15 protein-coding genes are annotated in these 15060 nt (G+C 32.6%); 12 read left to right on the top strand and 3 right to left on the bottom strand.

What is annotated here, in order from left to right; genetic code table 11:
* Positions 1–94: 94 nt before the first annotated feature.
* From IW20_RS22255 to IW20_RS22215, 9 genes are all read left to right on the top strand, one after another.
* Entirely contained in the window at positions 95–1156 is a 1062-nt protein-coding gene (locus IW20_RS22255) for a glycosyltransferase (RefSeq protein WP_035627781.1), read from the top strand.
* Positions 1157–1381: 225 nt separating this feature from the next.
* Positions 1382–2482: a histidinol-phosphate transaminase gene (gene hisC, locus IW20_RS22250; RefSeq protein ID WP_035627780.1), complete on the top strand. Its 1101-nt coding sequence runs from the start codon at positions 1382–1384 to the stop codon at positions 2480–2482.
* Positions 2483–2661: 179 nt separating this feature from the next.
* Positions 2662–3675, top strand: coding sequence for a UDP-N-acetylmuramate dehydrogenase (murB, locus tag IW20_RS22245; protein ID WP_035627777.1), 1014 nt, complete (start codon positions 2662–2664; stop codon positions 3673–3675).
* A gap of 12 nt (positions 3676–3687) precedes the next feature.
* Positions 3688–4146, top strand: coding sequence for a GNAT family N-acetyltransferase (locus IW20_RS22240; protein ID WP_051886114.1), 459 nt, complete (start codon positions 3688–3690; stop codon positions 4144–4146).
* 1 nt (position 4147) lies between these two features.
* Entirely contained in the window at positions 4148–4762 is a 615-nt protein-coding gene (locus tag IW20_RS22235) for an FMN-binding negative transcriptional regulator (protein ID WP_035627775.1), read from the top strand.
* Between the two features lie 82 nt (positions 4763–4844).
* Positions 4845–5954, top strand: a complete 1110-nt coding sequence (locus tag IW20_RS22230; protein ID WP_035627773.1) for a glycosyltransferase — start codon at positions 4845–4847, stop codon at positions 5952–5954.
* Entirely contained in the window at positions 5945–6496 is a 552-nt protein-coding gene (locus IW20_RS22225) for an RNA polymerase sigma factor (RefSeq protein ID WP_035627772.1), read from the top strand. Before IW20_RS22230 ends, IW20_RS22225 begins: the two co-directional genes overlap by 10 nt.
* 154 nt (positions 6497–6650) lie before the next feature.
* Positions 6651–7463: an energy transducer TonB gene (locus tag IW20_RS22220; protein WP_035627770.1), complete on the top strand. Its 813-nt coding sequence runs from the start codon at positions 6651–6653 to the stop codon at positions 7461–7463.
* A gap of 159 nt (positions 7464–7622) precedes the next feature.
* Entirely contained in the window at positions 7623–8003 is a 381-nt protein-coding gene (locus IW20_RS22215) for a PH domain-containing protein (protein ID WP_035627768.1), read from the top strand.
* Between the two features lie 62 nt (positions 8004–8065).
* Here IW20_RS22215 and IW20_RS22210 read toward each other — a convergent pair whose 3' ends face one another.
* On the bottom strand, positions 8066–8938 hold the full coding sequence (locus tag IW20_RS22210) for a M48 family metalloprotease (RefSeq protein WP_035627766.1): 873 nt from the start codon (positions 8936–8938) through the stop codon (positions 8066–8068).
* Between the two features lie 277 nt (positions 8939–9215).
* On the opposite strand from IW20_RS22210, the gene lipA reads away from it, so the two are divergent.
* Genes lipA through IW20_RS22195 form a run of 3 tightly spaced genes read left to right on the top strand, consistent with a single transcriptional unit; the run spans position 9216 to position 13322 of the window.
* Positions 9216–10085 (top strand): lipoyl synthase, encoded by an 870-nt coding sequence (gene lipA / locus IW20_RS22205; protein ID WP_035627764.1) that lies wholly within the window; start codon positions 9216–9218, stop codon positions 10083–10085.
* A gap of 28 nt (positions 10086–10113) precedes the next feature.
* Complete coding sequence (gene gap / locus IW20_RS22200) at positions 10114–11118, top strand: type I glyceraldehyde-3-phosphate dehydrogenase (protein ID WP_035627762.1); 1005 nt, start codon at positions 10114–10116, stop codon at positions 11116–11118.
* Positions 11119–11144: 26 nt separating this feature from the next.
* Positions 11145–13322, top strand: coding sequence for a tetratricopeptide repeat-containing hybrid sensor histidine kinase/response regulator (locus IW20_RS22195; RefSeq protein ID WP_035627760.1), 2178 nt, complete (start codon positions 11145–11147; stop codon positions 13320–13322).
* Here the strand turns inward: IW20_RS22195 and IW20_RS22190 are convergent.
* Positions 13319–14131 carry a purine-nucleoside phosphorylase gene (locus IW20_RS22190; protein WP_035627756.1) on the bottom strand — a complete coding sequence of 271 codons (813 nt, stop codon included), beginning with the start codon at positions 14129–14131 and terminating at the stop codon, positions 13319–13321. The two genes, IW20_RS22195 and IW20_RS22190, sit on opposite strands and share 4 nt — an antisense overlap.
* Positions 14103–15060, bottom strand: a 958-nt coding sequence (lpxK, locus tag IW20_RS22185; protein WP_035627753.1) for a tetraacyldisaccharide 4'-kinase, incomplete at its 5' end; no start/stop codon positions are given. The genes lpxK and IW20_RS22190, both read right to left, overlap by 29 nt.

The following is a 15060-nucleotide window of genomic DNA, read 5'->3' as shown; positions in this document are numbered from 1 at the left end:
CTCGAATTTCACTAATTTTCACTAATTAAATTTGTGTGAATTTGTGAAATTTGTGGTAAAAAAAACATTTACGCAAAAGCGCATAAACTTACGAATGAAAAAAAGAAAAATACTTTTTCTTGGCGAATCCTACCGAGCCGATGCAATTACATGGACGAAAGGTTTAAAAGAGTTTGGTGATTTTGAAATTTGCACTTGGGAACTAAAAACTCCAAACAATACTAAATTCAATCGTTTTAAAAGAATAGCCGAATATCTATTTTCCCCATTCTCGATAAAAAAAATCATTCGATTAGAAAAACCCGATATGGTTATTGCCGAAAGAACTACTAGCTATGGTTTTCTTGCTGCAATATCGGGTGCAAATACAATTGCAATTGCACAACAGGGCCGAACCGATTTATGGCCTGAAGGCTCTATATTATTACCCCTAAAAAAAATCATTCAGAAACACGCATTCAAAAAAGCACATTTAATACATGCTTGGGGTCCTGTAATGACAATTTCGATGAAAGCCATTGGGGTTGATATGAATAAGGTTTTGGTCATGCCAAAAGGAATCGATTTATCCCTTTTTGAAGCTTCCGAAAACAAATCGAATAGAATTGATGCTATCGTTACCCGATCCCTACAACCCGAATACAGACATGATTGCATCTTGAAAGCTTTTGCTATTTTAGACAAACAAAACATTGATTTCAACCTAACAATTGTTGGTGACGGAACGAGATTAGAATACCTCAAAAGTCTAGCTATAGAATTAAGCATTCAAGACAAAGTAATTTTTACAGGAAGAATCCCAAATACAGCACTTCCTAAACTATTACAAGACGCTAATTATTATATTAGTATGCCAAGTACCGAAGGTGTTTCGGCTTCCTTATTCGAAGCCATGGCTTGCAACTGCTATCCCGTTGTATCTGATATTCCCGGAAATCAAAGTTGGATAAACCATCGTGACAACGGACAATTAATCCCGATTGATGATTACACCAAGCTAGCCGAAGAACTTATTTGGTCATTTAAAAATCCTGATTCAAGAAATAAAGCGACTATGCAAAATAGGAAGTTTGTAGAAGAAAATGCCAATTACAATATCAACATGAAAATTATCGCAGATAAATATCATGAGTTACTGAATTTGCGTGAAAATTAACCGCAAAGCACACAAGGTTTTTATATAGATGACTCTACAAAACACAAAGTTCGCAAAGCTGGATCAACACCTAGCTTTGCGAACTTTGTGTTTTCTATACATAGTGAGATAAAAATCTTTGCGCACTTTGCGGTAAAAAATCTTATTTTATTCAACGCGTAACATTTTTTCATTTCCAACGTCATATCGGTTCACTGAATAGTTTAATTTAATTCTGAAATAGAGATGAATAATAGAAGAAACTGGCTGAAACAAATAGGATTAGGCACAATAGGATTAGGCTTTTGCCAATTTGAAAGCTTTGCAAATACTCCATCAGATTACATCTTACCCAATTTAGATAACTCTCCTATATTATTAAGGTCAAATGAAAATCCTTACGGCCCGTCTCCACTTGCTCGTGCTGCCATGACAGAAAGTGTAAACAGCAGTAATAGATATAGATGGAATCTTTGGTCAGAATTAATTTCTCTTATTGCAAAAAAAGATAACGTTACAGATAATAATATTTTATTGGGCGCAGGTTCCACTGAAATTTTAGATTTAGTCCTTCAATATGCAGCTTTAAACAAAGGTAATTTTATAATTGCCGAAACTACATTCGATTACTGGATAGCTCCTGCTGATAAATTAGGCTTAAAAAAAATTGCTATTCCATTAACTAATGACAAAAAACATGATTTAACATCAATGTTAAAAGCTATTGATTCAGATACAAAAATGGTTTACATCTGCAATCCCAACAACCCGACAGGGACAATTTGTGACAGAGAAAAATTGGTATCGTTTATTAACGAAGCAACCAAAAAGACAATGGTTTTTATAGACGAGGCTTATATCAATTTTACCACAGAACAATCATTTAGCAGCCTTGTTACCGAAAACAAAAACCTGATAATAACCAAAACTTTTTCAAAACTTTACGGATTAGCTGGCGCGCGAATCGGTTATGCAATTGCACATTCAGCAACCATTGAACAATTGAGCAATTTAAAATCATCTACAAATATGTCAGTTAGCGTTGTCTCTGCTTCTGCAGCCATAGCATCTTTAAATGATGATAAATTTGTTCAGCAGGTTTATTCTTCAAATCAAGAAGCAAAAAAATATACTATAGATCAACTTACCCAATTAAATATAACTTGTATTCCGTCCTATTCAAATTTCATTTATTTGTCTTTAGCCAATTATAAAAAAGATTATTTCAAGCAATTAAAAGATCACAATATAATGGGAACAAAAATCTATGAAGAAAACGGAAAATGGACAAGAATTACAATTGGAACAATGAAAGAAATGCAACTTTTTATTGCGGCTTTAAAATAAAGCTTTATTTAAAAAAGCTTTATTTAAAAAAGCTATCTGAAGCTTTTACAAGATATTATAGTATCAATTTATTTTTTAATGTATTTAATTGCCTGTTATTTTATAGAAACTCAAGCCAAAATAGATTATAATCCTTACTTTTGACCTTTCGATTAATTCTACAAAAAAGTTTCTCATTTATGGAAATTCAATCTCAATTTTCTTTAAAAAACCATAACACATTTGGCATTGAAGCCAAAGCAAAACAATTTGTTGCTGTACATTCAATAGATGAATTGAAAAAGGTATTAGAAGAAAATAAAAATCAGGCAAAATTTATTTTAGGTGGTGGAAGCAATATGCTTTTAACCAAAGATATTGATGCCTTGGTAATCCATATTGATTTAAAAGGAAAAAAGATAGTTGACGAAGATGATGATTTTGTTTGGGTCGAAAGTCAAGCAGGAGAAACATGGCATGATTTTGTGCTCTGGACAATCGAGCAAGATTTTGGCGGATTAGAAAACATGTCGCTTATTCCTGGTAATGTAGGCACTACTCCTGTACAAAACATTGGCGCTTACGGAACCGAAATAAAAGATACGTTTGTTTCTTGCCAAGCTATGAATATCGAAACTCAGGCAATAAGAACTTTTACTCATGCCGAATGTAATTTTGGATATCGCGAAAGCATTTTCAAACATGAAGTAAAAGACCAATATATCATTACATCTGTAACATATAAACTAACGAAGCGCAATCATAAAATTAATACTTCGTACGGAGATATTACTGCGGAGTTAGCCAAAAACAATATTACAAATCCTAAATTAAAAGACGTTAGTAATGCTGTTATTGCGATTAGACAAAGCAAATTACCAGACCCGAAAGAATTAGGAAATAGCGGAAGTTTCTTTAAAAATCCAATTTTATTAAAATCAGATTTCGAAAAAATTCATCAGAAATTCCCCGAAATGAAATATTATGATGTTTCCGAAACTGAGGTTAAAGTTCCAGCAGGTTGGCTTATAGAGCAAGCTGGTTTTAAAGGAAAACGTTTTGGCGATGCCGGAATTCACAAAAATCAAGCTTTGGTTCTAGTTAATTACGGAAACGCAACTGGACAAGAAATTTTGGCTATCTCTAAAGACATCCAAAAAACAGTATTTGAAAAATTCGGAATACATATAGAAGCCGAAGTAAATGTAATCTAAATCTAAAAAAATATGAGTATAACTCTATCTATCAAAACAATAAATCCTGATAACAAAAACGTAGCTCCTATTATTAATGAGCTATGCGTAAATCTTCAGGAACGTTTTGGCAGCGACGGGAAAAACTCATTTACAGATTGGAACAATAACAACTCCAAATATTTATTTATTGCCGCCGAACTCGATAACGAAATCGTAGGTTGTGGCGCAATACGACCAATTACTGAAACTACTGGCGAAGTAAAACGGATGTATGCCAAATATCCTCGAAAGAGAATTGGACAATCTATTTTATCCTACTTAGAGACGAAAGCCAAAGAAATTGGTTACGAAGAATTAATTCTGGAAACTCGGGTTAAAAATCTAGTAGCAACACAATTCTATCAGAAATCAGGTTATAAAATCATTCCAAACTACGGCAAATATGCAAATAATGTTGAGGCTATTTGTTTTGGAAAAAACTTAATATAATATGCACACACCTAGTATATTCAAAAATGAAGATCCTGAAGCAATAAGAGCTTTTCTTAAAGAAAACAGCTTTGGGATATTAATCAATCAAACGAATGGAAAATTGTGGGCAACACATATTCCGTTAGAAATAGAAACCAGAGCAGATGGCAAAGAAATATTATGTGGTCATATCTCTAAACTAAATCCGCAAGGAGAAGGTTTTACACAAAACGATCAGATACTAGCTGTTTTTTCCGGACCTCATAGTTACATTTCGTCATCATGGTATAATCATGAAAATGTACCAACCTGGAACTATAGTTCGGTTCATATTTATGGCAGAATAAAAATTGTAGATCACGAAGCTGCAATCGAATCTCTGAAGAAATTAGTAGACAAATACGAAGCTGGTTCAGAAAAACCTATTCGAGTAGAAGATTTATCTGCAAAAACAATGCGACAAGCGCACGGAATAATCGCTTTCGAGATTGAAATAGATGAAATTCAGGCTACTAAAAAAATGTCGCAAAATAGAGACGATGTAGATTACAAAAACATAATCACAGCCTTAGAAAAAACAGAAAACCCTCAGTCTATTGCCGTTGCAAAAGAAATGGAAAAATGCAGAAAGTAATTACAAATTAAGGGTTGAAAATCGGGAATTCATAATTACATTTGCACTCGCAAGATTCAAAATTAAAAGACATTAAAATCAGATGCTTACAATTATTTTATACTTTTTTATTGCTATCGTTGTTGTACAACTTACATACTATTTGGGTATATTTAGTAAATTCTCTTTTGCTAAAACACAGGAAATCACTCCAAAAAGACTTCCAATTTCGGTTATAGTCTGTGCAAAAAACGAAGCTGAAAATGCAGTTAAATATATTCCGCTTTTAATAGAGCAAGACTATCCAGATTTCGAAATTGTTTTAATAGACGATGCATCGAGTGATGAAACTTTAGAAATTTTTGAACTTTTCGAAAGTCAATACCCTAACCTTATCCGTTTAGTTAAAGTAAAAAATAACGAAGCCTTTTGGGGTAATAAAAAATATGCGCTTACATTAGGTATAAAAGCCGCAAAAAAAGAATATTTATTATTTACTGACGCTGATTGTTATCCTACTTCTAAAAACTGGATTACAACTATGAGTTCTCAGTTTACAATGAATAAAACAATTGTTTTAGGATATGGTGCTTACGAGAGAATCGAAAAATCCTTCCTAAACAAAATCATCCGATTTGAAACTTTACTTACTGCAATACAATATTTTTCTTGGGCAAAAGCAGGTCATCCTTATATGGGAGTTGGTCGTAATTTAGCTTATAAAAAGGAAGAGTTTTTTAATGTAAACGGATTCATCGGACATATTCAGGTACGTTCTGGCGACGATGATTTATTTATTAATGAAGCTGCTAACGAAAGTAACACAACCCTATCCTACTCTCCTGAAAGTTTTACGTATTCTAGACCTAAGGAAACATATAGAGATTGGTTTATTCAAAAAAGAAGACATATAGCTACTGCTAATTATTATAAAGTTTTTGATAAAATTCAATTGGGTATTTTTTATAGCTCTCAATTATTATTCTTTATACTAGCTATTATTTTGCTTGCATTTCAATTTCAATGGATCATTGTTTTAAGCTTATTCTTGGTACGCTATATTGCTGCGTGGCTTGTTGTAGGTTTCTCAGCAGGTAAATTAAAAGAAAATGACCTAAAATTTTGGTTTCCTATCGTAGAAATTGTGCTTATATTCACTCAAATTAATATCTTTATAACTAATATCTTTTCAAAACCGGTACATTGGAAATAAATTCTAAAATAGAGAAAGCAAAAAATGGAGATCAAATTGCCTTCACTTTTTTGTTGGACCATTATTGGAACGAAGTTTATAGCTTCATGCTTAAACGTACCGAAAACGAAACCATTGCCGAAGATATTACCATCGAAACTTTCTCTAAAGCTTTTGATAAAATAAAAACGTACAATTCTGAATTTCAATTCAACACTTGGCTTATTGCCATTGCAAAGAATGTACATATTGATTTATTACGTAAAAAGAGAACCAATCTTTTTATAGAAATCACCGATCAGGAAAACCAACAAGCTTATAATATTGCCGACACTACTCCGTCGGTAGAGGATGAATTAATCACTGAACAAAATTTATCCCGATTATTACATTGCATAAAAGAATTAAAGCCACATTATCAGGAAGTAATTCAGCTACGCTATTTTCAGGAAATGAGTTACCAAGAAATTGCACTCAAAATAAATGAGCCTTTAAGCAATGTAAAAATAAAATTACTTCGCGCTAAAAAATTATTAGCAGAAGTGATTAAAAACAAAAGATAATTTATTATCTTTAAGCAAAGGATAAAACATCTACACCTTTATTCTTAAATAAACAATAATCCCGCATACCAAAGTTCTTATTATTAACGTTATCAGGTAAAACAATTTTTTGCTTATGATTTAACCACTACTTAACCTTAAAAAACCGTGAATTATGTCAACATCAAGCATCTACGAAAACAAATGGATTGACCTTGTATTCGAAAACAGAAACAAAGAGTATGGCGCGTACCAGTTACGCCATGAAAGTTCAAAAAACTCAATTAAGGCACTTTTCATGGGATTGTTTTTTACCACAGCCATTGTGTGCGCTTCAATGTTTATTACTAAACTGAGCAAAGTCGATGTAATAACCACTATCCCCGATAGTTTACCGACAGTTGTACAAGTGAGTGAAGTTCACATTAATAAGAAATCGGCAGAAATGCCTGCTGTAAAATCTCAACCTGTTGAAACTGCTATTGAAAAAAGCCAACTTGTAAACCCTACGATAGTAGAAGCAAGTAAAGCTACACCACAGGAAATAGCAACAGTTACAGAGAACATTGTGACGGCACCAGCAACAACAGGCGAAGGTGATGGGAAATTAAAAAATGGCATTATAAATGGCGGCGGCGGACCAGAGTTGGTAACAGCTCCGACTATTAACGAACCTACACCGATTGGTTCTCTAGACAAATTGCCTGAATTTCCGGGAGGTATGAATAAGTTTTATACTTATGTAGGAAACAATTTTAATCGTCCAGAATTAGATAGCGAAAGAACAATTCGTATTTATGTATCATTTGTAATTGAGAGAGACGGAAGTATGACCGACATTCTTGTAAGAAATGATCCGGGATATGGATTAGGAAAAGAAGCTATAAGAGTTTTAAAATCTTTAAGAACTAAATGGACTCCAGGAATGATTGATTCTAAACCAGTTCGTACTGCATATAACCTACCGATCACAATAAAAACAGAATAAATATAAATTAAAAAGCAGAATTTAGGTTCTGCTTTTTTTATGCCCTTTTGTTTTAAAAAAGCTATTCTTATCTAATTATCTAAAGTAGGTTTTTTATAAAAAAATGTATCTTTACTGATAAAAATTGCTTTTTTAAAATCATCAAACAAATAATAAATTATGGGAATATTTTCCGCAATGCTTGGTAATGCTGGTACAGTAAGTCAAGACGAATTAATTAAAAAATACGGTTTACTTTTAACCGATAACGAAGAAATAGAATTAGGTTTTAAACTTATTCGTGATACATTTATCTTTACTACAAAACGATTAATTCTGGTTGATAAACAAGGATTAACTGGTAGTAAAACCGAATACAAATCGATTTCGTACAAAAGCATCACAAGATTTAGTGTAGAAACTGCAGGAACTTTTGACCTTGACGCAGAATTAAAAATTTGGGTTTCGAGCGAATTACATCCGAGTATTATTAAACAATTTAATAAATCGGTAAATGTATATGAGGTTCAAAAAGTATTAGCACACCACGTATTAAAATAGAATAAAAAAAAGCAGAACCTAGGTTCTGCTTTTTTTATTCTCAATTCTAAAAATACATCTAATTATTTCTTAGTCGTTTTTTTAGCTACTGGTTTTTTAGTCGTTGTTTTCTTTGCCGCTACTGGTACAGTGTTAACAATTTTTTGCTGAACATATGGTTTATATAATCCGTCTTTTTCAGCTCTTTTTTTAGCATTATCTGCTCTTTCCTTAGAATCAGGATGTGAACTCATCATTTTATCCAAGAAAGATCCTTCGGCACCTTCGCTCATTTTAGCAAGGATTCTAAATGCAGATTCTTCGGCATTTACATTATAGCCATTCTTTTTCATGAAGTTATAAGAAAACAAATCAGCCTCAGATTCTTGAGTTCTGCTGTGTTTACTATCTATCATTGCATTTCCAATTTTTACCAATTGCGTATCTGTAAGAGCAGAAATTTTTGCTGATTGTGAAGCCGCAGCATCAATTAAAGCTTCTTTTTTATAAGCAGCTTTCATCGCATCTCTTGAATCATGATTGGCAACGTGACCAATTTCGTGACCAATAACTGCAAGCAATTCGTTATCATCCATAATATCCATTAAACCAGAATATACACGTACGCTACCATCAGCAGTTGCAAATGCATTTACTTCTTTTAGCATATATACTTTGTAGTTTAATGTATATCCTTCTCCAGCAGTATGTTTTCCAAACAATCTGTTTAGTCTAATTGCATAACCATCTGTAGCTGGAGCAATCTGATTTTTAGCATCCATTTCTGCAACTGCTTCTTTTGATAAAGCTGCTGCATCGGCATCGCTAAATGTAAATCCCGCAACTCCTTTTTGAACAGCTCCTAAAGCTTTTTCTCCTAAATTTATTTGCGCATTGGCTTGTGTAAAACCAAAAGTTGCAAGCAAAACAACTAACGCTATCGTTTTTCTTTTCATCTTTTTAATTATTAAATTAACTGTAGCAAATATACTACATCTTTAAAATACCCGTATCTCGGAAACCAATTAATTTTAGAAGAAAAAATTATCTTGTAATTTCATAAATTCTGACTATTTATTGCGATTTTCATCAAAAAAACTTTCATTCATCTTGAATTATTAATAATTCGCAAAAAAGAATTTAACACTCATTTTGTTATCCTTTTATAAATTAAAGCATAAACAAATAAACAAATAAACAACATTGCTTATCTTTGTACTTTGAATAATGAATATGGAAAGCGTTATAGATAATAATTTACCTATCGGAAAACCAAAATGGTTGAAGGTAAAACTCCCAATCGGACAAAAATATACTGAACTACGTGGTTTAGTAGATAAATATAGTTTAAATACAATTTGTACTTCCGGAAGCTGCCCAAATATGGGTGAATGCTGGGGAGAAGGAACAGCTACTTTTATGATCTTAGGTAACGTTTGTACACGTTCTTGTGGTTTTTGTGGTGTAAAAACTGGAAGGCCTGAGACTGTAGATTGGGACGAACCAGAAAAAGTAGCCCGTTCTATTAAAATCATGAATATCAAACACGCCGTTATAACGAGTGTAGATAGAGATGATTTAAAAGATGGTGGTTCGATTATTTGGATTGAAACCGTGAAAGCAATTCGACGTATGAATCCAAATACGACTTTAGAGACATTAATTCCTGATTTTCAAGGAATCGAAAGAAACATTGACAGAATTGTAGAAGCTAATCCAGAAGTTGTTTCTCATAACGTAGAAACTGTTCGTCGATTAACTCGTGAAGTACGTATACAAGCCAAATACGATCGTAGCTTAGAAGTTTTACGCTACTTAAAAGAAAAAGGAATCAACAGAACCAAGTCTGGAATCATGCTTGGACTAGGAGAAACCGAAGAAGAGGTATTTCAGACTATGACTGATTTGCGTAATGCAAATGTAGACGTAGTAACAATTGGTCAATATTTACAACCAAGTAAAAAACATTTACCCGTAAAAGAATTTATCACTCCAGATCAATTTGCCAGATACGAAAAATTCGGACTAGAATTAGGCTTCCGCCACGTCGAAAGCGGTCCGTTGGTGCGTTCATCCTACAAAGCGCAAAAACATATTCTTTAAGTTTTAAATGTTGAATATTTTATTTTAAATGAATAAAAAAATACGAATTGCTATTAATGGTTTCGGAAGAATTGGTCGTAACTTGTTTCGATTACTCTTAAACCATCCTGAAATTGAAGTTGTTGCCATAAATGATATTGCCGACACCAAGACTATGGCTCACCTTATTAAATACGACAGTATTCATGGTGTGTTGCCGTTTGTGGTAAGCAGTGACGAAGATGGAATAATCGTAGATGGAAAGCATTATTTGTTTTTCCATGAAAAAAACATTTCAAACTTAAATTGGAAAGACTGTAACATAGATTATGTTATAGAATCGACCGGTAAATATAAAACGCATGAAGAAATTAATGCACATATTATTGCCGGAGCAAAAAAAGTCATTATATCTGCACCATCTGAAGTTGATACGATCAAAACGGTCGTTTTAGGTGTTAATGAAGGAATACTGGACGGAACTGAAACAATAATTTCTAATGCGAGTTGCACCACAAACAATGCAGCTCCTATGATTAAAATAATCGATGATCTTTGTGGTATTGAGCAAGCCTACATTACAACAATACATTCATTCACAACAGATCAGAGTCTGCACGATCAACCCCATAAAGATTTGCGCAGAGCCAGAGGTGCGAGCCAATCTATTGTTCCTACAACAACGGGCGCAGCAAAGGCATTAACTAAGATTTTCCCCAAATTACAAAACAAAATTGGTGGTTGCGGTATACGTGTTCCTGTTCCTGATGGATCATTAACAGACATTACATTTAATGTAAAACGTGCCGTTACAATTGAAGAGATTAATGAAGCATTCAAGAATGCAGCAAAAACTAGTTTAAAAGGAATTTTAGATTATACCGAAGACCCTATTGTATCTGTTGATATTATTGGAAATCCGAATTCGTGCTTATTTGATGCACAACTTACATCTGTAATCGATAAAATGGTAAAAGTTGTAGGTTGGTACGATAACGAAGTTGGGTATTCATCAAGATTAATTGATTTGATATTGCTAACTAAGGAAGTATAAACTACTAATAAAAAGTATTACAATACATGAAATATCTTTTTATCCTAATCAGTTTTTTCAGTTCATTTTTGTATTCCCAATTCAATCGGAATACAGATAGTGTTGTCTATTATGACCAACAGGCAAACTCTAGTCTTAAAGAAAACAAGTATAACCAAGCACAGATTTTTACCGAAAAATCAATTCTATTTTGTCAAACAAACCATAAAATAGAAAACCAAGCCAGCCAAACTTTTAAACTTGGTAAAATTTACTACAATCAGAAAAAATATGATGAGGCCTTAATCAACTTCAATAAAAGTGTTGATTTATTAAAAGACAAACCTTTATCTATTACCAAAGCACTTGCTCTTCATTATATCGGAATAACCAATACCGAAAGAGGAAAGCATAATCTTGCTCAAACATATTTCGACAAGTCAAAATCGGTATTTAAGCAGTTAAATATCGTTGACTCAACTCAGGCATTAAGTCTTCAAAAAGGAATTGCTTTAAAAACTAATCACGAATATGATTTGGCAATCTCTACTTTCAAAAAAATAATTGAATTACCTGATAACAAAAATACTTTAAGAACAAAAACTGATGCTTACTATCAACTCGGTCTTATCGAGAGTCATCTAAAAAGAAATGATTCCGCTATATATTACCTAGACAAAGCATTAGCATTAACCACCAAAAGTAATGACCTCAACCAGAAGGCAACAATTTTATTAGCTATTAGCAAATATTATAAAAACCATCAGGATTACGACAGAGCTTATACTTATCTGGATGAACATTATCAATTAAAAAACTATATTTATAAATTAAAAAACTCAAAATCTGATTTTGACGATTTTAAAAAATTCAAGACTAAAGAGGTAATAAACAGCGCTATCCAAAAAGAGAAGAAGGATATTGAAGATAAAAAAACATATAAATATTCTAAGTTAATAAGTATTCTTGCTATTGCCTTAATCTCTATTTTATCTCTTTTGAGTTTATCTCTTTACAAAAACAACATTATTCGTAATCAGAATAATATGCTTTTAAGAGAAAAAAACAATGAGTTAATTATTGCAAAGAATAAAGCTGAAAAGGCATCTAAAGCCAGATCTGAATTTTTATCGACGGTGAGTCATGAATTAAGAACGCCTCTTAATGCCATTAACGGAATTACGCATTTATTAATAGAGGACAACCCTAAAAAATCACAGAAAAAATACTTAGAATCATTAAAGTTTTCAGGGAATTATTTGACTACATTTATTAATGAAATACTAGAAATCAACAAAATAGATTCTAACAAACTCGAAACAGAAAATATAAGTTTTAATCTAAAAGAATTATTAATAAACATACAAAGTTCTTTGAAGGAATTGGCTACAGCCAATAAAAATTATTTTAACTTAGATATCGACAAAAGCATTCCTGACAATTTAATTGGTGACCCAACAAAATTGTCTCAGATTATAATGAATCTGATTAATAACGCCTTAAAATTTACAGCAAATGGACGTGTGAATGTAATCGTAAAATTACACTCCTTAAAAGACGAAGCGGCAACTGTTTATTTTGAAATAGTTGATACTGGAATAGGGATTCCAGAGGACAAACTACAAACTGTTTTCGAAAGTTTTTCGCAAGGCTCTATAGAGGTTAACCGAAAATATGGAGGAACTGGTTTGGGACTTACAATTGTAAAAAAATTAACCGAAATGCTAGGCGGGGAAATCAATCTTAAAAGCGAGGTTGGTAAAGGTTCTACCTTTACTTTTAAACTAAAGTTTTTAATAGATAGTGAACCGTTAGCTATTAAAGAAGAAATCAAATTGTACAACGACTACGAACTAAAAGACAAAAATATTCTATTGATTGAAGACAATAGAATTAATCAAATGATTACTCGTAAAATGCTTGAAAACAAAGGCATCACCTGCGAGGTAATTGATAATGGAGAGGACGCGATTGAGTTATTAAAAATCAAACGTTTTGATATGATTTTAATGGATGTCCATTTACCTGGAATAAATGGAACCACTGCCACTAAATATATTAGAGAATTTGACAAGATAACACCAATTATAGCTCTAACTGCTATTTCGCTAGATGAGAACAGGGAAATGTTATTATCATTCGGGATGAACGACGTAATAACAAAACCCTTTGTTCCTGATGAATTTTACAGCATTATCGCTAAATGTTTTAACGTAAGCGCTTAGTACTCTAAAATCAAGTTTTTTATCAAAGCTCTTACTTTAGGCTCAGCCATTTTTGCCGCCTCAAGAACTTCATCATGCGAGATTGTATCTATACTTTCTTCGTTACCCATATCGGTAATTACAGAGATTCCAAAAGTTTCTACATCCATATGACGTGCTACGATAACTTCTGGTACAGTTGACATTCCTACACAATCTGCTCCAAGAATCTTAACCATTTTATATTCAGCCAAAGTTTCAAAAGTTGGCCCTTGTAAACCAAAATAGATTCCGTCATGAATTTCAATATTCAATCTTGAAGCAATTTCTTTGGTTTTAATAATCATCTTTCTAGAATATGGCTCGCTCATATTTACAAATCGAGGTCCAAAACGCTCATCATTTTTACCACGCAAAGGATGCTCTGGTGCAAAATTAATGTGGTCTTTAATAATTACTATCGAACCTACTTTGTAAGCTGCATTTACTCCTCCTGAAGCATTAGAAACCATCAATTTAGTAATCCCTAAAAACTTCATTACTCTAACCGGAAAAGTAACTTCTTCCATAGTATATCCTTCATAAAAATGAAAACGACCTTGCATCGCAACCACTTTTTTATCTCCAATAGTTCCAAAAACTAAAGCTCCTTTATGACCTTGAACTGTAGATACCGGAAAATTAGGAATTTCATTATAAGGTAATGTATACTCTATTTCGATATCATTTGTAAAACCTCCTAAACCTGAACCTAAAATCACTCCATATTCTGGTGTGAACTGTGTTTTTGATTTTATATAACTAACTGTTTCCTGAACTTTTTCCCACATAATTTAAAATTGTTGTATCAAAATTATTTTGATAATTAATAAAAGTGCTTTTTATTGGCAAATAAAATAATTGCGGCGCAATATTAGTGCCTTTTAAGCGAACATAATCCTTTTCGGTGGTAATAATTTTATGTTTTTTTGCTTTATTCGCAATCGTTGTAATATCCGTTTCTGTAAAGTGATGATGATCAGGGAATGTAAGACATTCATCATCGTTAGATTTTAAAAACTCAAAAAATGGTGTTGGCTTTGCAATTCCTGCCAAAAGTAATTTTCGCTCATTTTTAATTTCTTCGACTGCTAATTTCCCCGTTTGAGAATAAATACAATCATCATAATCGATATAAGTAAAGTATAATTCTTGTGTTGATTCTAGTTTTAGCTTTCTACGAATATTTTGCTGTTCGGATTCCTGAAGTCCAGAAGGGCATTTGGTTACTATAACAATATTAGCTCTTTTTGCTCCACTCCTGCTTTCTCGTAAATTTCCGGTTGGCAACATCCAATCATCTGCATATAAATCCCCGTATGAAGTGAGCAAAATATAAAAACCCGCTTTTACTTTTCGGTGCTGAAATGCATCATCAAGCAAAATAACCTGAGGCTTTTTAGGTTGAGAAAGTAATTCTTGAATTCCGTTTGTTCGGTTTGCATCAACCGCAACTTGGATATTTTTGAACTTTTGAAAAAACTGAAAAGGTTCGTCTCCTAATATAACAGCATTAGAAGTTTCATCAGCAAGTACAAAACCCTCAGATTGTCGTTTGTATCCACGACTAAGTGTTGCAACCTGATATTTATCTGATAACAATCGGATTAAATATTCTATTTGTGGTGTTTTTCCAGTTCCCCCAACGCTAAGATTACCAACTGCAATAATCGGAATATCAAATGATGTTGATTTTAAAACTCCTTTATCAAAAAGGAAA

The organism is Flavobacterium hydatis, assembly GCF_000737695.1.
Classification (GTDB): domain Bacteria; phylum Bacteroidota; class Bacteroidia; order Flavobacteriales; family Flavobacteriaceae; genus Flavobacterium; species Flavobacterium hydatis.
This window is presented reverse-complemented; position numbering and strand designations above follow the sequence as displayed.

Bases quoted from the DNA above. Each gene is read 5' to 3' on its own strand.
- IW20_RS22255 (WP_035627781.1), top strand. From the start codon at position 95: ATGAAAAAAAGAAAAATACTTTTTCTTGGCGAATCCTACCGAGCCGAT.
- hisC (WP_035627780.1), top strand. From the start codon at position 1,382: ATGAATAATAGAAGAAACTGGCTGAAACAAATAGGATTAGGCACAATA.
- murB (WP_035627777.1), top strand. From the start codon at position 2,662: ATGGAAATTCAATCTCAATTTTCTTTAAAAAACCATAACACATTTGGC.
- IW20_RS22240 (WP_051886114.1), top strand. From the start codon at position 3,688: ATGAGTATAACTCTATCTATCAAAACAATAAATCCTGATAACAAAAAC.
- IW20_RS22235 (WP_035627775.1), top strand. From the start codon at position 4,148: ATGCACACACCTAGTATATTCAAAAATGAAGATCCTGAAGCAATAAGA.
- IW20_RS22230 (WP_035627773.1), top strand. From the start codon at position 4,845: ATGCTTACAATTATTTTATACTTTTTTATTGCTATCGTTGTTGTACAA.
- IW20_RS22220 (WP_035627770.1), top strand. From the start codon at position 6,651: ATGTCAACATCAAGCATCTACGAAAACAAATGGATTGACCTTGTATTC.
- IW20_RS22215 (WP_035627768.1), top strand. From the start codon at position 7,623: ATGGGAATATTTTCCGCAATGCTTGGTAATGCTGGTACAGTAAGTCAA.
- IW20_RS22210 (WP_035627766.1), bottom strand. From the start codon at position 8,938: ATGAAAAGAAAAACGATAGCGTTAGTTGTTTTGCTTGCAACTTTTGGT.
- lipA (WP_035627764.1), top strand. From the start codon at position 9,216: ATGGAAAGCGTTATAGATAATAATTTACCTATCGGAAAACCAAAATGG.
- gap (WP_035627762.1), top strand. From the start codon at position 10,114: ATGAATAAAAAAATACGAATTGCTATTAATGGTTTCGGAAGAATTGGT.
- IW20_RS22195 (WP_035627760.1), top strand. From the start codon at position 11,145: ATGAAATATCTTTTTATCCTAATCAGTTTTTTCAGTTCATTTTTGTAT.
- IW20_RS22190 (WP_035627756.1), bottom strand. From the start codon at position 14,131: ATGTGGGAAAAAGTTCAGGAAACAGTTAGTTATATAAAATCAAAAACA.